We start from the raw sequence: 19,788 nt of genomic DNA, 5'->3' as shown, positions 1-19,788 counted from the left end.
TCAGGCACGGTGCTTCCTCCCCAGATAAGCCTCGATCACGGCGGGATGGCGCACGATGTCCTGGGGCGCCCCTTCCGCGATCATCTGGCCAAAATTCAACACCAGCACCCGTTGCGCCAGCCGCATCACCACCTCCAGCACGTGCTCGACGATGATCAGCGTGACCCCGGCGGCATGGATGCCGCGCAGGATCTCGGCCAGCGCGATGGCCTCGGCCGGATTGAGGCCGCCGGCCACTTCGTCCAGCAGCAGCATGCGCGGCTCGGTCGCCAGCGCACGCGCCAGCTCGACCCGCTTCTGCCCTGCCACGTTCAACTCGGCCGCCAGCGTATCGGCGCGGTCGGCCAGGCCCACCAGCTCCAGCACCCGCGCCGACGCGCGACGCGCGTCGGGCAGGCGCGGATGGCGCAGCAGCGCGCCGACCATGGCGTTCTCCAACACCGTCATCTGGCCGAAGCTGCGCGGGATCTGGTAGGTGCGCACCAGGCCCATGGCCGCGACCTGCTCCGGCCGCCGGCCGATCATGGACTCGCCGGCGAACGCCACCGTGCCCGAGGTCGGCTCGTGATGGCCGACCAGGCCGTTGAACAGCGTGCTCTTGCCCGCGCCGTTGGGACCGATGATGGCGACGATCTCACCCGCCTCGACCGACAGCGAGATGTCCTTGTTGGCGACCAGGCCGCCGAAGCGCTTGGTCAGGTTCTTAACGTCGAGCAGAGCCACGGCGCCTCCTCAATGTCACCAGACCGCCTGGCAGGAACAGGGTGACGAGCAGGATCGCCAACCCGAAAATCAACAGGTCCAGGCCCAGGCCCGAACTGCCCCACAGCACCCGCGTGCCTTCCGACAGCGGCAGCAGCACCGCGGCGCCCAGCCACGGACCGACCAACGTGCCGACCCCGCCCAGGATGGCCACCAGCACCACCTGCACCGACATCGTCAGGCTGAACATCGACTCAGGATCGATGAAGCCCACGTACATGGCGAAGAAGCCGCCCCACACCCCGGTCATGCCGGCGGACAGCACGAACGCCAGCATCTTGTAGCGGTCCGCCGGCACGCCCAGGCTGCGCGAGGCCGCTTCGTCGCCATTGATGGCGCGCCAATAGAAGCCGGTCTTGGAATGCACCAGGAAGTACGTGGCGCAGAACGTCAGGAACGCCAGCCCCACCGCGATCCAGTAGTACGGCACCTTGCTGCGGAACAGCAGCATCCAGGCGGCGTCGCCGATCGGCGCCTCCAGCCCGACCGCGCCGCCGGCCCAGTCCCAGTTGATCATCAGCAGCAGCCCGATCTGCAACAGCGCGATGGTGGCCATGGCGAAATAGTGGCCGGACAGGCGCAGCGTCGGCCCGCCCACCAGCCAGGCCAGCGCCGCGCTGATCAGGCCGCCCAGCGGAATGCCGAGCAATGGTGTCAGCTTCAGATGATGCAGCAGCAACAGCGTGGTGTAGCCGCCCACGCCCACGAACACCGCGTGGCCGAAGGAAATGCGCCCGAGAAAGCCGCCCACCAGATTCCAGCACGCGCCGAGCGCGCCGAACATGATGGCCAGCAGCAGCACCTGCAGGGTGAACGAGTCGGTCACCACCAGCGGCACCAGCGCCAGCAGCACCGCCGCCGCCAGGGCCACGGCCACCGGCCATTTCGGCACGCCCGAGGCCGCGCCGTCCTTTTTCTGTGTCGTCGTCATGTCACCACCGCCCGAACAGGCCGCGCGGCCGATACCAGAGAACCAGGATGAAGAGGATGAAGACGCTGACCGTCTTCAGCGCCGGCGCCACGAAGTAGCCCGTCATTGCCTCGATGATCCCGATCAGGATGCCCGCGATGAAGGCGCCCGGCAGCGAGCCGAAGCCGCCCATGCAGACCGCCACGAAAGCCAGCAGGCCGAATACCGTGCCCACCGATGGGAACACGTAGAAGAACGTGGTCAGCAGCGCGCCGGCCAGGCCGACGGCGGCGCTGCCCAGCATCCAGACCTGGGCGTTGACGCGGTCGGGCGAAATGCCGACCAGCGCCGCCACCTGACGGTCTTCGGCCACCGCCTGCAGCGCATGGCCCCAGCGCGTGCGGTACACCAGCACGAACAGCGCGACCACCATCACCAGCGCGATCAGTCCGGTCACCACCTGCGGCCGGCCCAGCGAGATGCCCGCCACGGTGACGCTGCCGGACACCAGGGTGTCGGGCAGGCTGCGGTAGTCGGGGCTGAAGGCGATGAACGCCAGTTGCCGCAGCACCAGGCCCAGGCCGAAGGTGGCCAGGATCACCGCCATGGCGGGACCTTTCTGCAGGCGCTTGATGATCAGCGCATAAGTGAGGAAACCAACGAAGGCCAGCACGATGGCGACCAGAGGGGCCGACAGCGTGGGGTCGATATGACCCAGGGTATAGAGCCAATAGGCGGCATACATGCCGAGCATCAGGAATTCGCCATGGGCGAAGTTGATGACGTCGGTGATGCCCCAGATCAGCGCCAGCCCCACAGCCACCGCGGCATAGATCAGGCCGTTGAACAGGCCTGCCGAGAGAGCTTCAAACATGGAGTGCTCCTGTGGCGGGCCCCCGCGGCCCGCCACGGCTGATGATTACTTCCAGGAGAACGGCAGCGTGGGCAGCGTCTTGTCGGTGCGGTACTTTTCCGGCCAGACCGTCTGGTAGGACGAGCCCTTCAGTTCCAGGATCAGTCCCGAACCCTTGGTGTTCTGGCCCTTGTCGTCGAACTTCACGCCGGCCCAGGGCATGGCCACTTGCGCCTCGCCCAGGTCGGTGGCCGCCAGCGCCTTGCGGATCGCTTCCGGATCGGTGGAACCGGCGCGGTTGATGGCATCGGCCAGCACCAGCACGCCCTGCATCGAACGGGCGTTGTTGCCGTTCAGGTCCTTGCCGGTCTTGGCCTTGTACATATCGTTGATCTTCTTCAGGCCGGCCTTGGCGGCGGCGACGTCGTTGCCCCACACGTCGCGCGTCAGCACGCCCTGCACCTGCGGGCCCACTTCCTGCACGAAGCGCGAATCGATGAAGCCGGCGTCGTTGGCCAGCAGCACTGGCGGCGCGTACTTGCTTTCGCGCATGGTGCGCACGAACAGCATGGCGTCCGAGGTGTAGCTGGCGAAGATCGCCACGTCGGGCTTGGCGGCGGCCAGCTTCTGCACCTCGGCCGTCACCGAGGCCGAACCGGCGCTGTAGGCGATGTTGGCCACCACCTGGCGCTTGTACTGCTTGGCGAACTTCTCGACCGCCTTGTAGGTGTTGACGCCAAAGTCGGTGTTCTCGTAGACCACCGCGATCTTGGCGGTCGGCGTGCCCTTCACGCCGTCCAGGAACTGCATCATGTTCTCGACGAAGGTGTCGTCGTTGGGCGAGGTGCGGAAGAACCACTTGTAGCCGCGCTCGGTCAGGTCCGGGCTGCTGGACTCGCCATTCAGGTAGGGAATGCCGCGCTGCTCGGCGATGCGGCTGGCGGTCTTGGTGACGGCCGACTGGTAGGCGCCGGTGAGGGCCACCACCTTTTCCTGATCGATCAGCCGTTGCGCGTCGGCCAGGCCCACTTCGGGCTTGCCCTGCGAATCGCCGAACACGACCTCGATCTTGGCGCCGCCCAGCGCCGGCAGGCCGGCGCCCGCGGCCAGCGGGATCCCTTCCAGTTCGGGATGCGGATTATTGACGATGTCCACGGCCAGTTCGACCGCGGCCTTGATCTCGGCGCCGGTGGACGCCAGCGCGCCGGACAGGGGATAGATCGCGCCGATCTTCACGGTCTTGACCTGGGCCTGCGTCGGCGCGGCGGCCAACAGCGCCAGACTCGCGGCGACACACGCAATGAGCTTCATCTTCATTACCTGACTCCTGGAGAAATTCCACTGTGAAAGCAATGCAAAACGCGGGGCGCATGGCCCCGGGCCCGGGAAATCCGGGCCTGCGGCGACCCGCCACCCGTGCGCAGTCCGACGGGTGGTGGATCTTGAACTCTTGTCGCCTTTTCCCCTTGTCCTGTCATGGATCTTTCTGGAGGCAAAACCAAAGCTGCTGACGCGTCCGACCATGGACGCTTTGTAATGGGTACTGCTAGTGCGTGAAGACTGTGATTTCTAGCGGTTTTCCGCTGACGGTTGACTGAGAATCGGAGCGCGGCCTACAGGATCGCCATGCGGCTGTTGACCAGGTCGGTGACCAGCATATGCCCGGGCGCGTGGGTGATGCAGAAATCGGGGCGCACGGCGGCCACCACCGATTGCGGCGTCACGCCGCAGGCCCAGAACACCGGCAGCTCGCCGGCGCGGATCTCCACCGCGTCACCATAATCCGGTCGGTCGATATCGGCAATCCCGATCAATGCGGGGTCGCCGATGTGCACCGGGGCGCCGTGCACCGAGGGAAAACGCGAGGTCACCTGGATGGCGCGGATGGCGTCGGCGGCCTTCAGGGGCCGCATCGACACCACCAGCGGGCCGCCGAAGACGCCGGCGGCATGGGTCGGGATATTGGTGCGGTACATCGGCACATTGCAGCCCTGCTCGATGTGGCGCACCGGCAGGCCGTTGTCCAGCATCGCTTCCTCGAACGAGAACGAGCAGCCGATCAGGAACGACACCAGGTCATCGCGCCACAGGTCGCGCACGTCGGTCGGCTCGGCCACCAGCTCGCCGTTCTGCCACACGCGATAGCGCGGGATGTCGGTGCGGATGTCGATGTCCTGGCCCAGTTCGGGCAGGGAGGGATCGCCCGGCTCGGACATGGCCAGCAATGGGCACGGCTTGGGATTGCGTTGGCAGAAATGCAGGAAATCCGCCGCCAGCGCGCGCGGCAGGATCGCCAGGTTGGCCTGCACGTGCCCCGGCGCCAGGTTGGCCGTGGGACCGCTCAGTTTGCCGCTGCGGGCGTCGAGCCTTGCGCGACGCGCCAGTTCCACGCTGTTGCGGGCCGCCGAATCCAATGCCATGTCCATTCCCCTGAAGCCAGTGTTGGTATGGCGCCATTGCACCGGAACTCGGGCCCGGCGTCTAATCACATGTTGCGATAGACCCCGATCAGAATTCCTTATCAGGGTTTTGCCGGATGGCGCAGCGCTTCTTCACGCGCAATGTGCTGGGCGGCCTCGGCCACGGTGCGCGGCACCTGGCTGTCGGGGCCCTGCATCCAGCAGGCGGTGTAGTGCAGCGGCGGCAACGCCGGCGCCTTGACCTCCAGCACCCGCAGCTCGCCCTGGGTCAGCTCCTTGCGCAGGATCACCGGGGCGATCACGGCGGTGCCGATGCCGTCGAGCGCCATGCGCACGATCACGCTCAGCGCCGAACTGCCATACATGCGCGGCGCGTCCACGCCGGCCTGCTGCAGCAATTGCCGCACCGCGCGGTGCGGATCGGTGGTGGACGAATAGGTGATGACCGGCCATTCCCCCAGCCGCTTCAGGCTGATGGGCTGGCGTCCCACCTTCAGCTTGGGGCTGGCGACCCAACTGAGCGGGTAATTGCACAGGTACAGGTTTTCGATGCGCGGCTCTTCCATCGGCCCCAGCAGGAACGCCAGGTCGATCTGGCGCGAGGCCAGTTGGGTCTTGAGCACGGTGGTGGTGTCCACCTGGATCTCGACCATCAGCGCCGGGTAGGCGTCGTGCAGGTATTCCATCAGCGTCGGCAGCCAGGTATGCACGATGGTCTCGGACACGCCCAGCCGCAGGGTGCCTGTCATCACGCTCTTGGCCCGCGCCGCTTCCTGCATGTCGCGGCGCAGTTGCAGCATGCGCTCGGCGTGTGACAGCAGTTCCTGGCCCTTGCCGGTCAGCTTGATGCCGCGCACGTCGCGGTCGAACAGGCGGATGCCCAGGTCGGATTCCAGCGACGCGATGCGCTGGGAAATCGCCGGTTGGGTGGCGTTGAGCTTTTCGGCCGCGGCGCGAAAGCCGCCCAGCGTGGCCACCCAGAAAAACGTCTCGATATTGCGCAGATCTATCATGGCGCCCGTATCCTGCCCCGTTGCGCGGCATGTCCAGCCTGGATGTTAGCGTCAGGGGGACGGTTCCGATATGGCGGAAAACACCGCCCTGCCCGCCCGCGCGGCCGCCATCCCCACCCGACAGCCGTCCCCGCGAAGCAAGGCCCGACGGCGGGCGGCCCGGGGCCGTGAGCGGGCGCGGCCCGGGCCCGGGTTCAACCCGCGAGCAGTTCCTCGACCGCCAGGCCGATGGCCAGGATGCGGCGGTCGGCGCCGTTGCTGCCGGCGATCATCAGGCCGACCGGCGCGCTGCCGTCGGCGTGGCAAGGCAGCGACAGCGCGCAGCCGTCGAGGAAGTTGATCAGCGTGGGATTGCGCAGGATCAGGCCGTTGGCGGCGTAATAGGCTTCATCCGAGGCCGTCAGGTCGGCCACGGCCGGCGCCACGATCGGCGTGGTCGGCAGGATCAGCGCATCGTAGCCGGCGATGCGGCGGTCGACCGCGGCGACCCAGGCTTCGCGCGCGTCCAGCAGGTCCAGGTAGTCGGCGGCGCTCATGTCCTTGCCGCGCATGATGCGCGACACCACGCGCGGATCGTAACGCTTGCCGGCGCGGGCGATCAGGTCGCGATGCCAGGCCCAGGCCTCGGCGGCGGTGAAGCCGCCCTTGGCGTTGATGCCGGCCAGCTCGGCGAATTCCGGGATGGCAACCTCGTCGACCAGCGCGCCAGCCTCTGCCAACCGCGCCACGGTGCGCGCGAAGGTGTCGGACACGTGCTTGTCCATGGCGTCCAGCGCCAGCGTCTGGGGCACCGCCAGGCGCAGGCCGCGCAGCGGCAGCGCCTCGGGCACCGGCCCGCCCTCGCCCGACAGGATGGCGTCGAGTTCGGCGCAGCAGCGCACGCTGGCGGCGATGGGGCCGATGGAATCCAGGTTGGCCGACAGCGGCAGCACGCCTTCCATCGACACGCGCCAGGCGCTGGGCTTGAAGCCGGTCAGGCCGCACAGCGCGGCGGGAATGCGCACCGAGCCGCCGGTGTCCGAACCGATGGCGGCCACCGCCATGCCGTCGGCCACCGACACCGCCGCGCCCGACGAGGAGCCGCCAGGAATGCGGCCCGTGGCGCGGTCCCAGGGGTTCAGCGGCGTGCCGTAATGGGGATTGATGCCCAGGCCCGAATAGGCGAATTCGGTCATGTTGGTGCGGCCGATGATGACCGCGCCGGCGGCGATCAGGCGCTGCACCACTTCGGCGTTGGCGTCGGCCGCCGGTTCGCCCTCGCGCGCCACCGAGCCGGCCATGGTGGTCTCGCCCTCGATGTCGAACAGGTCCTTGATGCTGATCGGCAGGCCCTCGATGGCCGAGCGCACGATGCCGGCGGCGCGCAGCGTGTCCGAGGCGCGGGCCTGGGCCAGCGCCGCCTCGGCATACAGGCGGGTGAAGGCGCGGGCGCCCTCGCCGGCCGGATCGTTGGCGCGCGCCAGGGCGGCCTCGGTCAGTTCAACGGAAGTGGTGCGGCCGTCGTTGAGGGCGGCGGTCAGGTCATTCAGGGTCGAAAGCATACGGTTCCAGGGGGCCGCGGGGCGGCATGAAAGGTGTTGGACCGGCGCGCCCCGCCGGGGCGCGTCATGGCAATCAGGGCGCCTGCCGGGCGTCAGGCCACCACCGGCAGGATCTCGACATGATAACGGTGGCGCAGGCTGCGTTGGCGGCGCGGATCGAACAGTTCCATGGTGAATTCGGCCGACGGGCGGATGCCGCCGATGGCGCCGACGGTGCCGCAGGTCATGCCGGCGCCTTCGGGCAGCGTGGCGCCGCCGCCGGTGTAGCCGGCGATCAGGTCCTGCGGCGTGCGCAGCGAGGCCAGCGGGCCTTCCTGGTACAGCACCTCGGCGCCGTTCTCGACGATGTACGAACGGATTACCAGTTCGTCCCAGTATTCGGCCACGTCGGCCAGGCGCCACGCCGAGGTCGCCACCGGCTTGACGCAGACCTGCTTGGACATGGCCACACTGACCGTCTCCAGCTTGCGGTCGGTGTGGTCCGAGGCAATGCTCACGTACATTTCGCCGTCGGCCGCGAACACGAAGGTCTCGACCTCGCCGGACGAATCGCCGCCCACCGCCTGCACCCGTTCGGCCTGGGTCAACTGGTTGTCGGCGATGCGGTAGTACAGCGGCACGCTGGTGGGACGCGGCACGCCGATGGCGGCCAGTTCCTCGATGTGGTGCTCGATGGCGGCGATGTCGCGCCCGGCCCAGCCGGCCACGATGAGGGTATTGAAGTCCACCTCGACCTGGCGGGGGGAATCGGCTTCGATCTGGAATACGGCTTTCATGAAAAGTCCTGCGGAGGTAAACGGGAAAGAATGGGCACGGCCGCGCGGCCGTGCGCGAAGGGATACCGGGGCTAGCCGAACACGCGCGGCAGCCACAGGGCCAGGTCGGGCCACCACGCCAGCAACGCCAGCATCACGAACATGGCCAGCACGAACGGCAGGCTGCCGGTGATCACGGCGCTCATCGAGCCGCTCTTGCGCAGGCTCTGCACCACGAACAGGTTCAGCCCCACCGGCGGCGTGATCAGCGCGGCCTCGACCAGGATGATGATGATGATGCCCAGCCAGATCGGGTCGTAGCCCAGCGCGATCATGATGGGCGCGACGATGGGGATGGTCGTGATCATCATCGACAGGGTCTCCATGAAGCAGCCCAGCACCAGGTAGAACACGATCACGATCAGCAGCATCCAGCCCGGCGACAGGCCCAGCCCGGTGATGGACTGGGTCAGCGCGTCGGTCAGGCCGGTGGCGGACATGACGAAGTTCAGGAAGCTGGCAGCCACCACGATCAGCATGATCATGGCGGTCGAGCGCATGGTGCCTTCCATCGCCTCGCGCAGCATGGTCCAGGTCAGGCGGCGGAACCAGGCGGCCAGGATCAGCGCGCCCAGCACGCCCAGCGCGGCGGCCTCGGTGGGCGTGGCCAGGCCGGCGTAGATCGAGCCCACCACCAGCAGGAAGATGCCCATTGGCGGCGCCAGATGCACCAGGCTGGCGAAGCGCTGGCCCCAGGTGGCCTGGATCTTCTTGCCGCCCCAGGACGGCTTGACCACGCAGGCGATCATCACCGTCAGCATGAACAGCGCCGCCATGGCGAAGCCCGGGATGATGCCGGCCAGGTACAGCTTCGGCACGGACGAATTGGTCAGCACGCCATAGATCACCAGGTTGATCGACGGCGGGATCAGGATGCCGAGCGTGCCGCCGGCGGCCAGGCTGCCCAGGAACAGCGGCTCGTTGTAGCCATACTTGCGGATCTGCGGAATCGCCACCGTGCCGACCGTCGCGGCGGTGGCGACGCTGGAGCCGGAGGTGGCCGAGAACAGCGTCGAGGCGCCGATGTTGGCGTGCATCAGGCCGCCCGGCAGCCACGACAGCCACAGGCTCATGGCGCCGTACATGCGTTCGGCGAAGCCGGCCCGCAGCAGCACCTCGCCCAGCATGATGAACAGCGGAATGGCGACCAGCAGGAATTCGTTGTTGGTGCTCCAGGAGATCTCGCCGATCGCGCGCGACAGCGGCAGCATCGAGAACATCGGGTCCAGGATCAGGCCCAGCACCCCCAGGGCCGCGCCCACGGGGATCGACAGGCCGATCAGGACCAGCAACAGAGTCAGGGCGGTGGCGATCATGCGGCGGCTCCCTTGACCATGCGCTCGCCGGCGGCGGCTTCCTCGTCGGCTTCTTCCTGCGCGGAACGCACGCCGCAGATTTCCTTGACCAGTTCGATGTCGCCGGTCACCAGGGCGGCCGAGGCGCGCGCCAGCATCAGGGCGACGGTAATGCACATCCAGGCCAGGCCCAGCAGCCACAGGCCTTGGGGAATCCACAACGGCGTAGCCAGCGGCGTGTTGGCGGCGGACTTCTGCGCCCACGACATCTGCACCACTTCATAGGCGTAATAGGTCAGGAACACCATGAAGACCGCCAGCGCCACCATGGAAACCCAATCGAGCACGGCCGACACGCGCACCGGCAGCTTCTGGTAGAGCACGTCCACCCGCACGTTGGCGCGCTGCAGCGTGGCAAAGGCCAGCGCCCAGGAGGTGCTGATGGCGAAGGCGTAGCTGGACAGTTCGTCGGCGCCGCCGGTGTTGAAGTCCAGAAACTTGCGGGCCAGCACGTCGAAGGAAATGAGCAGCACGCTGGCGATGGTCAGCGCGCCGCCCGCCCACACCGCGACGCGCGAGAAGGTCTCGGCGCGACGCAGCAGCCCGCCCAGCAGGCGGAAGTGTTCGGTTCGGGTCATGGGAAAAACCTCTGCGGCCGGATACGGCCTCGATGATGAATCGCAGGCGCGCCGCCGCTGCAACGGCGGACGGCGCGCGGTCTCGCTTACTTGCTGGCGGTCACGCCCAGCGTCTTGCCGACGGTGGCGTTGAAGTCCTTGACGCACTGCGCCGAGCAACGCGCGGCCCACTTGGGCAGCACGGCTTCCTGCGTCACCTTCTTGAGCAGTTCGCGGTCGGCGTCCGAAGGCTGCACCAGCACCATCTTGCCCTTGACCGGGAACGGGCACGCGGCCGCGCCGGTGTTGCAGTCATAGCCTTCCTGGGTCTGGCGCGCCGCGGCATCCCAGATGTTGTCGACCAGCGTCTTGACGTTGGCCTGCAGGAAGGTGCGCACGTTGGGATCGAGCTTGTCCCAGGCCTTCTGGTTGACGGCGTGGATCTGCTGGTTCCAGTTGATCGGCAGCGCCACCAAATGGGTCGACACTTCGTACCACTTGGCCGAGTAGCCCGACAGCGAGCCGGTGATGGCGCAATCGACCACCTTGTTCTGCAGCGCCGGCACCACTTCGCCGAACGCCATGGTGACGCTGGAGCCGCCCAGCGCTTCCACGAATTCGGCGGTGGTGCGGCTGCTGGTGCGGACCTTCTTGCCCTTGATGTCGGCCAGGCCCTTGATCTCGGCGTTGCAGAACAGCACCTGCGCCGGATAGGTGGAGATGCCCAGCAGCTTGACGTTGCTGCCTTCGCCATAGAGGCGCGCGTAGACCGGCTCGAAGGCGTTGGTCACCTCGCGCGCCGTCTTCACGTCCGGCGCCAGGCCGGCCAGGTCGATGGCTTCGTTGATCGGGTTGTCGCTGGCGAAGTACGACAGCGTGGCGGTGCCGAACTCGACCACGCCGGTCGACATCAGGCGCAGCAGTTCCGGGCCCTTCAGGCCCATTTCATTGAAGCCCTTGATGTCCGCGGTGACCTGGCCCTTGGACGCTTCCGGAATGGTCTTGGTCCAGAACGGCTTTTCGTAATCGTTGTAGGCGGTCAGGTTGGACAGGCCGCCGACCACCTTCAAATGGGTCTTGGGCAGGTCTTGCGCCTGGGCGGTGCCGGCCAACAGGCTGGCGGCGACGGCGGCGAGAGCGAGCGACTTCTTCATGGAACAAACTCCTGGCTGGCGGGATGGTCTGGCGCGCGCGGGTCCCCGTTACCTTGAGCGCGCGGGTAGAAATCGGAACGTCAGAGGAGCAAAGTTTTTCCCCCGCGCCTGTGTTTCCAGGCGATCTTCTTGATGTGCCGCCATTGCAGCGTCAGGGGCGCCGAGCGTCCAATCGTATGTTGCGATGTGGGGGTATAAATATTTCTTGGGTCTCGCCGGCGGGCCGCCCGGCGCCGGCCGCAGAGCCAGCAACCATGCGGCCTGGCGCGGGATCGCGGGGTCGGACGCGGGCGCGCCGCGAGCGCTTCGCATGACCGCCCGCGCGCGCGGCGCTGGGGAAAACACCTAGGCGCGCGCGCCCCGGCGGATCATGATGCGTGCCGTTGCCGGCGCGGCCCGGGGTCCGTGCGCGGCTTGCTTTCGTGCGGACAGGCGCTAGGACGACGCCACGCCGTCGCCCGCCTGCGCGGCCACTTTCTGCGCCATCTGCGCGATCAGCCGCGCCGCGTGGCTGTCCGGCCCCTGCACCCAGGTGGCCGTGAAACTCAATTCGGGCAGCGGGTCGGCATCGACCCGCAGGATGCGCAGTTCGCCGCGCGCCAGTTCCTTGCCCAGGAACACCGGCGCGATCACGCTGGTGCCGATGCAGTCCTGCGTCATCCGCACCACCATCGACATCGAGGCGCTGCCGTACATGCGCGGCGACGCCACGCCGGCGCGCGTCAGCATGTCGCGCACCACACGATATGGCGCGCTGTTGGACGGATAGGTGACGATGGGCAGGCGGCCGATGCGTTCCAGCGTCAAGGGCTCGGGGCCCAGTTCCAGCAGCGGACTGGCGACCCAGGCCAGCGGATAGGTGCACAGCGGCAGGTTCTCGACCCGCGCCTCCAGCACCGGCCCCATGAGGAAAGCCAGGTCGATCTGGCGCGACATCAGGTGCGAGCGCAGCACGTGGGTGGTGTCCACCTCGATCTCCAGCACCAGCGCCGGATACGCGGCGTGCACCAGCTCGATCAGCGTCGGCAGCCAGGTCTGCACGATGGTCTCGGCCACGCCGATGCGCACCGTGCCCGTCATGACGTTCTGCTCGCGCGCCGCCTCGAACATGTCGCGCCGCACTTGCAGCATGCGCTCGGCGTGCGACAGCAGTTCATGGCCCTTGGCGGTCAGCTTGACGCCGCGGGCGTCACGCTCGAACAGGCGCACGCCCAGATCGGCCTCGAGCGAGGCGATGCGTTGCGATACCGCCGGCTGCGTGGTGTTGAGCTTGTCGGACGCGGCGCGGAAGCTGCCCAGCGTGGCGACCCAAAAGAATGTTTCTATATTGCGTAGTTCGATCATGAACCTTTCCCCTTGCCGCGATGAGCGTATCATGTCAGCCGCCCCGTGGCCCCTCCACGGCCCCATCGCGCACAAGGAGCCTGTCCATGTCCCCGGCCGATACCGGTCGCCCGCGTCCCGCCCCCAGCGGCCCGCTCGTCGGGATCCTGTTGCTGGTGCTGTCGATGTGGACGCTGTCCTGCCTGGACGCCAGCGGCAAATGGGTCATGAACGCGGGGGTGCCGCTGCTGGTGCTGTCGTGGTTCCGCTACGCCGTGCACCTGCTGCTGGTGCTGGCCCTGGTGCTGCCCACGCGCGGCATGGGCATCCTGCGCAGCAAAAAGCCGCGTGAACAGCTCCTGCGCGGCGGCTCGATGTTCCTGGCCACGCTGATGTTCTTCACCACGCTCAGCTACATTCCCCAGGCCGAAGCCACCGCCATCAACTTCCTGGCGCCCTTGCTGGTGCTGTCGCTGGCGCCGTGGATCCTGAAGGAGCCGGCGCGCATGTCGCGCTTCGTGGCCGCGGGCATCGCCTTCATCGGCGTCATCATCGTCATCCGCCCGGGCGGCGGCCTGCATCCGGTCGGCACCATTTTCGGGCTGCTGACGGCCTGTTGCTTCGCGGCCCAGTTCATCGCCACGCGCCGCGTCGCGGGCGACGATCCGTTCACCTCGCTGATCTGGAGCGGCGCGGTCGGCACCGGCTGCCTGACGCTGGCCCTGCCCTTCATCCTGCCGCCCGCCCTGCCGGTGCTGCAGGCGCTGACGCCGCTGGACTGGACGCTGCTGATCTCCACCGGGGTCACCGGCGGCCTGGGTCACCTGTTCCAGATCGCCGCCTATCGCCGCGCGCCGGCCTCGACCCTGGCGCCCTTCATCTACCTGCAGATCATCAGCGCCACCACGGTCGGCTGGCTGGTGTGGGACCACTTTCCGGATCCCCTGACCTGGCTCGGCATCGCCATCATCTGCGCCAGCGGCATCGGCATCGGCCTGGTGGAGTGGCGCCGCAGCCGCGTCCAGGCGGCCGCGCCGGCCAGCGCCAGCGCGCGCTGACACGCCCCCGGCGGCCGGCGGCCGCCCCGCCTCCCGTACAATGCCCGGCGCCGCCCGCCTGCGCGGGCCGTCTTCCCCGCATTTCCAGAACGAGGGCTCCATGATCATCAAACCCCGCGTGCGCGGCTTCATCTGCGTGACCACCCATCCCGTCGGCTGCGAAGCCAACGTCAAGAACCAGATCGACTACGTCCGCGCCCAGGGCCCGATCAGCGGTGGCCCCAAGCGCGTCCTGGTGATCGGCGCCTCCACCGGCTACGGCCTGGCGGCCCGCATCAGCGCCGCCTTCGCCTGTGGCGCCCAGACGCTGGGCGTGTTCTTCGAGCGCCCCGGCGAGGCCGCCAAGGCCGGCACCCCGGGCTGGTACAACAGCGCCGCCTTCGACAAGTTCGCCAGCGCCGAGGGCCTGTACGCCAGGAGCATCAACGGCGACGCCTTCTCCGACGCCATCAAGGCCCAGACCATCGCCGCCATCAGGCAGGACCTGGGCCAGGTCGACCAGGTCATCTACAGCCTGGCCGCGCCGCGCCGCACCCATCCGGTCAGCGGCACGGTGTTCAACTCGACCCTCAAGCCGGTCGGCCAGGCGGTCACGCTGCGCGGCCTGGATACCGACAAGGAAGTCATCAAGGAATCGGTGCTGGAACCGGCCACCCAGGAAGAGATCGACGCCACGGTGGCGGTCATGGGCGGCGAGGACTGGCAGATGTGGATCGACGCCCTGCTTGAGGCCGGCGTGCTGGCCGAGGGCGCCACCACCACCGCCTTCACCTACCTGGGCGAGAAGATCACCCACGACATCTACTGGAACGGCTCGATCGGCGCCGCCAAGAAAGACCTGGACCAGAAGGTGCTGGACATCCGCGCCAAGCTGGCCGCGCGCGGCGGCGACGCCCGCGTCTCGGTGCTGAAGGCGGTTGTGACCCAGGCCAGTTCGGCCATTCCGATGATGCCGCTGTATCTGTCGCTGCTGTTCAAGGTCATGAAGGAAAAAGGCACGCACGAGGGCTGCATCGAGCAGGTCTACGGCCTGTACCGCGACAGCCTGTGCGGCGCGGCGCCGATCCTGGACGACGAAGGCCGGCTGCGCGCGGACTACCTGGAACTGGACCCCGCCGTGCAGGCGCAGGTGCAGGCGCTGTGGCACCAGGTGACCGAGTCCAACCTGTATGAACTGACCGATTTCGCCGGCTACAAGCGCGATTTCCTGCGCCTGTTCGGGTTCGAGATCGATGGGGTCGATTACAACGCCGATGTCGACCCGGATGTGAAGATCCCCGGACTGATCAGCGCCTGAGGCGGGTTCGGGTCCGCCGGGGGCCGCGTTCGCGCCTCGCTCGCGCCTCTTTCACGCCCCCTCGCGCCGCGGTGGCGGCCCGTCAGCGCCGCGCCTGCGCCTTGCCGGCGCTGAACAGCCGCAACAACTGGTCCAGCCCGCCCTGGTCGATCGCCACCCTGGCCTCGCGCCGCACCGCCGGCTTGGCGTGATACGCCACCGACAGCCCGGCGATGCGCAGCATCGGCAGGTCGTTGGCGCCGTCGCCCACCGCGATGGCGCGCTCCGGTCCGACCCCCAGCGCCGCGCACACCTCCAGCAACTTGCGGCGCTTTTCCTCGCCGTCGCACAGGTCGCCCCACGCTTGCGGCAGCAGCCGCCCAGTCAGGCGGCCATCGACGATCTCCAGCACGTTGGCGCGCACGTCGTCCAGCCCCAGGCGCACGCGCAGCCGGTCGGTGAAGCAGGTGAAGCCGCCCGTCACCAGCAGGCAGAACAGGCCGGCGGCCTTGCAAGCCGCGATCAGCGTTTCCACGCCCGGGTTGAGCGCCAGGCGGTGTTCATACACCTCGTCCAGCGCCGCCGCCGGCATGCCGGCCAGCAGCGCCACGCGCTGCCGCAGGCTCTGCTTGTAGTCGACGATCTCTCCCTGCATCGCCGCCTCGGTCAGCGCGGCCACCTCGGCCTTTTTCCCCATCAGGTCGGCCATCTCATCCAGGGTCTCGATGGCGATCAGCGTCGAATCCATGTCGAAGGCGATGACCTTGTAGTCCGACAGTGTCAGCGGCGGCTCGATACCGCGCCAATGCAGGCCGGCGTCGCTCTGGAAATCTTGCATGGGCAATCCTTCTATTGCTCGGGTGGCGGATGGCCGGCCTCGCGGCCCAGCCAGTCGATGAAATGGCGCGCCGCGGCCGCGGCCGGCGCGTCCGGGCGGAACAGCGCATGCACGCCGGCATTGGGCAGGCGCGGCTGCAGGAACAGCGGCCGCAGCCGGTCGGCGCGCAGGTCGTCCTGCAGCAGGCACCACGGCGCCAGGGCGATGCCCAGGTCGTTCATGGCGGCCTGCATGCACAGGAATTGATGGTCGAACACCGGCCCGGGCAGTTGCGCCGGCACGTCCACCCTGGCCAGCGCGAACCAGCGCGGCCAGTGGTCCATGCCGCCCGCGACCTTCAGCAAGGGGTGCCCCAGACAGTCGGCCGGCGTGGCCAGGCGGTTGCGCTCGATGAAGCGCGGCGACGCCACCGGCACGTGGAAGTCGTCCAGGCAGTGCACGCAGCTCATTTCGGCGTGCGCCACGAAGCCATGGCGGATCAGCACGTCGCCGCCGGCCTCGTCGCCGCGATCCAGGAACGAGCGCCCCTGCGTGGTCAGTTGCACGTCGATGCCCGGATGCAGCGCCTGGAACGCCGACAGCCGGGGAATCAGCCATTTCATGGTCAGCGACGGCGTGGCGCTGACGCGCAGCACGCCGCCATGGCCGGGCGAGCGCAGCTTGGCGGTGGCTGCCGCGATGCGCTCCAGGCTGGCCTGGACCTCGGGAAAATACGCCTGCGCGCACGGCAGCAGCGTGACGCCGCGGGCCTCGCGCGCGAACAGCGGCTGGCCGACGTAGTCTTCCAGGATGCGGATCTGCTGGCTGACCGCGCTATGCGTGATGCTCAGTTCGTCGGCCGCCGCCGTGAAACTGCGCAGGCGCGCCGCGGCCTCGAATACCCGCAAGGCTTTCAGCGGCGGCAGGCTCGGGCCCGCCATCTCAGGCGCCGTCCGCCCGTGCGCGCCCCTGGCGCAAGGCTTTGCTGCTAATACCCACGATTTCCCTTGTCGTCTGTTTTTTGCCGGCGCCGCGCGAGGCCGCGCCGTGGCTATGAGCCGCATTCTAGGGGATTGCGGCGCCGCCGACCTCTTAGAAAAACTAACGCCAGCCCTTAAAAAACACCGCTGGTGGCAGCGCGGCCGGGTTCCTATGATGCGTCCAATCCCAGGCAGGAACCTTTCATGGCATCGATCACCGTAGACGGCATCATCAAGACATTCGGCGGCCAGCAGGTGCTGCGCGACCTGTCGCTGCACATTCCCGACGGCGGGTTCTACACGCTGCTGGGTCCCAGCGGCTGCGGCAAGACCACCCTGCTGCGCTGCATTGCCGGCTTCTACGCGCCCGACGGCGGCCGCCTGCTGTTCGACCAGGACGACGTCACGCACGTGTCGGCGCACCGCCGCGACATCGGCATGGTGTTCCAGGACTACGCGCTCTTTCCCGACAAGACCGCCTTCGACAACGTCGCCTACGGCCTGCGCGCCCGCGGCGTGGCCCGCGCCGAAATCAAGCGCCGCGTCGACGAGGCGCTGGACAAGGTCGGCCTGGCGGCACTGGCCGACCGCTACCCGGCGCAGATGAGCGGCGGCCAGCGCCAGCGCGTGGCGCTGGCGCGCGCCCTGGTGATCCGGCCGCGCGTGTTGCTGATGGACGAGCCGCTGTCGAACCTGGACGCCAAGATGCGCCTGCAGATGCGCGACGTCATCCTTGACCTGGTGCGCGAGGCCGGCATCACCACCGTGTTCGTCACCCATGACCAGGAAGAAGCCCTGGCCATGTCCGACCGCATCGCCATCATGGACCACGGCCGCATCGCCCAACTGGGCACGCCCGAGGAACTGTACGGCACGCCGGTCAACGCCTATGTGGCCGACTTCATCGGTTCGGCCAACGTGATCCCGGTGCCGGCGCGCGGCGGGCTGCCCGGCGCGCCGGCCGGCCACGTGCGCTACGAGCTGTGCGGCCTGGGTTTCGACGGCACGCTCGGCAGCGACACGCTGGCCGAACGCGCGGTGCTGATCGCCCGCCCCGAGGAACTGGCCCTGATGGCGCCGGCGCCCTACGTGCCCAACACGCTGCCCGGCAAGGTGCTGCGGCGCCAGTACCTGGGCTTCAAGACCGCCTACCGCATCGCGCTGCAGGACGGCTCGGAGATCCGCGTGGAGCTGCACGCGGGCAACATGGTGGCGCAGTTCCAGCCCGGCGAGGCCGTGCAGGTGCTGATTCCCGCCGACAGCCGCGTCGTCAACGCCTGAGGACCGCCACGCCATGAAAATCAAATGGTGGCCCTGGGGCATCCTGACGGCAATCAGCCTGGCGCTGCTGCTGTTCTTCGTGCTGTATCCGCTGGCGGTGCTGTTCAGCAACAGCGTCACCGGCCAGGACGGCGGTTTCTCGCTGGAAGGTTTCCGCGCGCTGCTGGCCGACTCGCAATACCTGGAGGCCTTCGGCAACACGCTGGTGCTGGGGCTGGTGGTGACCGCCTGCACCATCCTGGTGGGCGTGCCGTTCGCCTACATGGTGGCGCGCTACGACTTCCCGCTCAAGAACCTGGTGGCGATCCTGCCGGTGCTGACCATCGTCATTCCCGAGATCATCGTCGGCCAGTCGTGGCTGCTGGTGCTGGGCAACAACGGCATCCTGACCAATCTGCTGGGCGACGCGGGCATCTCGCTGCCGTCGTTCTACGGCTGGACCGGCATGGTGTTCTCGATGACGCTGGTCTACTACACCTACATCTACCTGGGCGTGCTGGCCGCGTTGCGCGGCTTCGACGGCCAGTTGGAGGAAGCCGGCCTGAGCCTGGGCACGCCGCCGCTGCTGACCCAACTGCGGGTGCTGGTGCCGGTGCTGCTGCCGGCGGTGCTGGTGAACGCGCTGGTGGTGTTCACGCTGGTGGTGGGCAACTTCGCGCTGGCGATGCTGCTGGGCAGCCGCGTGCCGCTGCTGTCGGTGATGACCTACAACACCTTCGTCAGCGAAATGGGCGGCAGCCCGACGCTGCAGAGCGCCATGTCGGTGGTGTCGATCGCCATCGTCGCCATCGTGCTGTTCGTGCAGAAGCGCGTGGTCGAGCGCAAGGTCTACACCATGACCCAGGGCCGCGCGCCGGCGGCGCGCCGGGTGCGTTCGTGGCAGGCCATCCTGTACACCGGCGGCGTCGGCCTGGTGATCCTGCTGTCGCTGCTGCCGCTGATCGTGGTGTTCATCGCCGCCTTCACCAAGACCAGCGGGCCGGTGATGCACTGGGGCTCGTGGTCGCTGGCCAGCATGCAGCGCGCCCTGCACGGCGCGCCCGAGCCGATCCTGAATTCGCTCAAGTTCGCCTCGCTGGCCACGGTGACGGGCGTGGCCTTCGCGGTGCTGGTGAGTTATCTCACCATCAAGAAGCGCAGCGCCTTCACCCAGGTGCTGGACTACATCGTGGTGCTGCCGCTGACCATCTCCGGCACGGTGCTGGGCATCGCGCTGGTGCAGACCTTCAACACCGGCTGGCTGGTGCTGGCCGGCACCTCCGGCATCATGGTGCTGTGCTACGCGGTGCGGCGCCTGCCCTTCGCGGTGCGCAACGCCTCGTCGGTGCTGTTCAACATACCCGACTCGATCGAGGAAGCCTCGATCAGCCTGGGAGTATCGCCGCTGATGACCTTCTTCAAGGTCATCCTGCCGGCCATGAAGGCCTCCATCATCTCGGCCGCCATCCTGATGTGGCTGACCACGATTTCCGAGCTGTCGGCCTCGATCGTGGCCTACAGCGGCGGACTGGAGACCATGCCGATCGCCATCTTCCGCCAGGTCGACGGCGGCCGCCTGGGCATGGCCTCGGCCTACGGCGCGGCGCTGGTCACGGTGATCGTGCTGCCCATCATCGTGTCGGTCAAGGCATTCCGCATCAAGCTGTTCTCCGGCAAATAACCCGCATCCACAA

Annotated in this window: 18 protein-coding genes; 4 read left to right on the top strand and 14 right to left on the bottom strand. The window is 68.0% G+C overall.

The window, feature by feature from the left end; all coding sequences use genetic code 11:
• The 12 genes from ACUDCK_RS12755 to ACUDCK_RS12700 form a co-directional block, all read right to left on the bottom strand.
• Positions 1 to 723: an ABC transporter ATP-binding protein gene (locus tag ACUDCK_RS12755; protein ID WP_054502654.1), complete on the bottom strand. Its 723-nt coding sequence runs from the start codon at positions 721 to 723 to the stop codon at positions 1 to 3.
• Positions 704 to 1,693, bottom strand: coding sequence for a branched-chain amino acid ABC transporter permease (locus tag ACUDCK_RS12750; protein ID WP_054472166.1), 990 nt, complete (start codon positions 1,691 to 1,693; stop codon positions 704 to 706). The genes ACUDCK_RS12755 and ACUDCK_RS12750 overlap by 20 nt, the downstream gene beginning before the upstream one ends.
• Position 1,694: 1 nt before the next feature.
• Positions 1,695 to 2,546: a branched-chain amino acid ABC transporter permease gene (locus tag ACUDCK_RS12745; RefSeq protein WP_064523012.1), complete on the bottom strand. Its 852-nt coding sequence runs from the start codon at positions 2,544 to 2,546 to the stop codon at positions 1,695 to 1,697.
• A 45-nt stretch (positions 2,547 to 2,591) separates the two neighbouring features.
• Complete coding sequence (locus tag ACUDCK_RS12740; protein WP_175167364.1) at positions 2,592 to 3,842, bottom strand: ABC transporter substrate-binding protein; 1,251 nt, start codon at positions 3,840 to 3,842, stop codon at positions 2,592 to 2,594.
• Positions 3,843 to 4,138: 296 nt separating this feature from the next.
• Positions 4,139 to 4,945 carry a putative hydro-lyase gene (locus ACUDCK_RS12735; protein WP_054502876.1) on the bottom strand — a complete coding sequence of 269 codons (807 nt, stop codon included), beginning with the start codon at positions 4,943 to 4,945 and terminating at the stop codon, positions 4,139 to 4,141.
• A 101-nt stretch (positions 4,946 to 5,046) separates the two neighbouring features.
• Positions 5,047 to 5,958: a LysR family transcriptional regulator gene (locus ACUDCK_RS12730; RefSeq protein WP_054502656.1), complete on the bottom strand. Its 912-nt coding sequence runs from the start codon at positions 5,956 to 5,958 to the stop codon at positions 5,047 to 5,049.
• 194 nt (positions 5,959 to 6,152) lie between these two features.
• Complete coding sequence (locus tag ACUDCK_RS12725) at positions 6,153 to 7,499, bottom strand: amidase (protein ID WP_064523014.1); 1,347 nt, start codon at positions 7,497 to 7,499, stop codon at positions 6,153 to 6,155.
• Between the two features lie 92 nt (positions 7,500 to 7,591).
• On the bottom strand, positions 7,592 to 8,275 hold the full coding sequence (locus tag ACUDCK_RS12720; protein ID WP_175142395.1) for a DUF2848 domain-containing protein: 684 nt from the start codon (positions 8,273 to 8,275) through the stop codon (positions 7,592 to 7,594).
• 71 nt (positions 8,276 to 8,346) lie between these two features.
• On the bottom strand, positions 8,347 to 9,630 hold the full coding sequence (locus ACUDCK_RS12715) for a TRAP transporter large permease (RefSeq protein WP_006388187.1): 1,284 nt from the start codon (positions 9,628 to 9,630) through the stop codon (positions 8,347 to 8,349).
• Positions 9,627 to 10,247, bottom strand: a complete 621-nt coding sequence (locus ACUDCK_RS12710) for a TRAP transporter small permease subunit (protein ID WP_175167365.1) — start codon at positions 10,245 to 10,247, stop codon at positions 9,627 to 9,629. Before ACUDCK_RS12710 ends, ACUDCK_RS12715 begins: the two co-directional genes overlap by 4 nt.
• A gap of 86 nt (positions 10,248 to 10,333) precedes the next feature.
• Positions 10,334 to 11,380, bottom strand: a complete 1,047-nt coding sequence (locus tag ACUDCK_RS12705; RefSeq protein WP_175167366.1) for a TRAP transporter substrate-binding protein — start codon at positions 11,378 to 11,380, stop codon at positions 10,334 to 10,336.
• A gap of 435 nt (positions 11,381 to 11,815) precedes the next feature.
• Complete coding sequence (locus ACUDCK_RS12700; RefSeq protein WP_054416693.1) at positions 11,816 to 12,724, bottom strand: LysR family transcriptional regulator; 909 nt, start codon at positions 12,722 to 12,724, stop codon at positions 11,816 to 11,818.
• 86 nt (positions 12,725 to 12,810) lie between these two features.
• On the opposite strand from ACUDCK_RS12700, the gene ACUDCK_RS12695 reads away from it, so the two are divergent.
• Positions 12,811 to 13,761, top strand: a complete 951-nt coding sequence (locus ACUDCK_RS12695; RefSeq protein WP_064523016.1) for a DMT family transporter — start codon at positions 12,811 to 12,813, stop codon at positions 13,759 to 13,761.
• Positions 13,762 to 13,861: 100 nt separating this feature from the next.
• Entirely contained in the window at positions 13,862 to 15,058 is a 1,197-nt protein-coding gene (gene fabV, locus ACUDCK_RS12690; RefSeq protein ID WP_054502877.1) for an enoyl-ACP reductase FabV, read from the top strand.
• An 82-nt stretch (positions 15,059 to 15,140) separates the two neighbouring features.
• Here the strand turns inward: fabV and serB are convergent, their stop codons facing one another.
• Complete coding sequence (serB, locus tag ACUDCK_RS12685; protein WP_175167367.1) at positions 15,141 to 15,875, bottom strand: phosphoserine phosphatase SerB; 735 nt, start codon at positions 15,873 to 15,875, stop codon at positions 15,141 to 15,143.
• A gap of 11 nt (positions 15,876 to 15,886) precedes the next feature.
• Positions 15,887 to 16,795: a LysR substrate-binding domain-containing protein gene (locus ACUDCK_RS12680; RefSeq protein WP_054502662.1), complete on the bottom strand. Its 909-nt coding sequence runs from the start codon at positions 16,793 to 16,795 to the stop codon at positions 15,887 to 15,889.
• Positions 16,796 to 17,038: 243 nt separating this feature from the next.
• On the opposite strand from ACUDCK_RS12680, the gene ACUDCK_RS12675 reads away from it, so the two are divergent.
• Together ACUDCK_RS12675 and ACUDCK_RS12670 are read left to right on the top strand one after the other, a co-directional pair.
• A complete protein-coding gene (locus ACUDCK_RS12675) occupies positions 17,039 to 18,115 on the top strand; it encodes an ABC transporter ATP-binding protein (RefSeq protein WP_054502663.1) in 1,077 nt (358 codons plus the stop codon).
• A gap of 13 nt (positions 18,116 to 18,128) precedes the next feature.
• Positions 18,129 to 19,775 (top strand): ABC transporter permease, encoded by a 1,647-nt coding sequence (locus tag ACUDCK_RS12670; RefSeq protein ID WP_049073477.1) that lies wholly within the window; start codon positions 18,129 to 18,131, stop codon positions 19,773 to 19,775.
• Positions 19,776 to 19,788: the final 13 nt, after the last annotated feature.

The sequence above is a fragment of the Achromobacter sp. CF-sbj1-Ac2-l genome, assembly GCF_052698165.1.
The sequence above is the reverse complement of the archived record's forward strand: the minus strand, read 5'-3'. Positions and strand labels throughout refer to the sequence as shown.

Coding starts and splice junctions, on each gene's coding strand:
- ACUDCK_RS12750 (WP_054472166.1), bottom strand. CDS start 1,693: ATGACGACGACACAGAAAAAGGACGGCGCGGCCTCGGGCGTGCCGAAA.
- ACUDCK_RS12745 (WP_064523012.1), bottom strand. CDS start 2,546: ATGTTTGAAGCTCTCTCGGCAGGCCTGTTCAACGGCCTGATCTATGCC.
- ACUDCK_RS12740 (WP_175167364.1), bottom strand. CDS start 3,842: ATGAAGATGAAGCTCATTGCGTGTGTCGCCGCGAGTCTGGCGCTGTTG.
- ACUDCK_RS12735 (WP_054502876.1), bottom strand. CDS start 4,945: ATGGCATTGGATTCGGCGGCCCGCAACAGCGTGGAACTGGCGCGTCGC.
- ACUDCK_RS12730 (WP_054502656.1), bottom strand. CDS start 5,958: ATGATAGATCTGCGCAATATCGAGACGTTTTTCTGGGTGGCCACGCTG.
- ACUDCK_RS12725 (WP_064523014.1), bottom strand. CDS start 7,499: ATGCTTTCGACCCTGAATGACCTGACCGCCGCCCTCAACGACGGCCGC.
- ACUDCK_RS12720 (WP_175142395.1), bottom strand. CDS start 8,275: ATGAAAGCCGTATTCCAGATCGAAGCCGATTCCCCCCGCCAGGTCGAG.
- ACUDCK_RS12715 (WP_006388187.1), bottom strand. CDS start 9,630: ATGATCGCCACCGCCCTGACTCTGTTGCTGGTCCTGATCGGCCTGTCG.
- ACUDCK_RS12710 (WP_175167365.1), bottom strand. CDS start 10,247: ATGACCCGAACCGAACACTTCCGCCTGCTGGGCGGGCTGCTGCGTCGC.
- ACUDCK_RS12705 (WP_175167366.1), bottom strand. CDS start 11,380: ATGAAGAAGTCGCTCGCTCTCGCCGCCGTCGCCGCCAGCCTGTTGGCC.
- ACUDCK_RS12700 (WP_054416693.1), bottom strand. CDS start 12,724: ATGATCGAACTACGCAATATAGAAACATTCTTTTGGGTCGCCACGCTG.
- ACUDCK_RS12695 (WP_064523016.1), top strand. CDS start 12,811: ATGTCCCCGGCCGATACCGGTCGCCCGCGTCCCGCCCCCAGCGGCCCG.
- fabV (WP_054502877.1), top strand. CDS start 13,862: ATGATCATCAAACCCCGCGTGCGCGGCTTCATCTGCGTGACCACCCAT.
- serB (WP_175167367.1), bottom strand. CDS start 15,875: ATGCAAGATTTCCAGAGCGACGCCGGCCTGCATTGGCGCGGTATCGAG.
- ACUDCK_RS12680 (WP_054502662.1), bottom strand. CDS start 16,795: ATGGCGGGCCCGAGCCTGCCGCCGCTGAAAGCCTTGCGGGTATTCGAG.
- ACUDCK_RS12675 (WP_054502663.1), top strand. CDS start 17,039: ATGGCATCGATCACCGTAGACGGCATCATCAAGACATTCGGCGGCCAG.
- ACUDCK_RS12670 (WP_049073477.1), top strand. CDS start 18,129: ATGAAAATCAAATGGTGGCCCTGGGGCATCCTGACGGCAATCAGCCTG.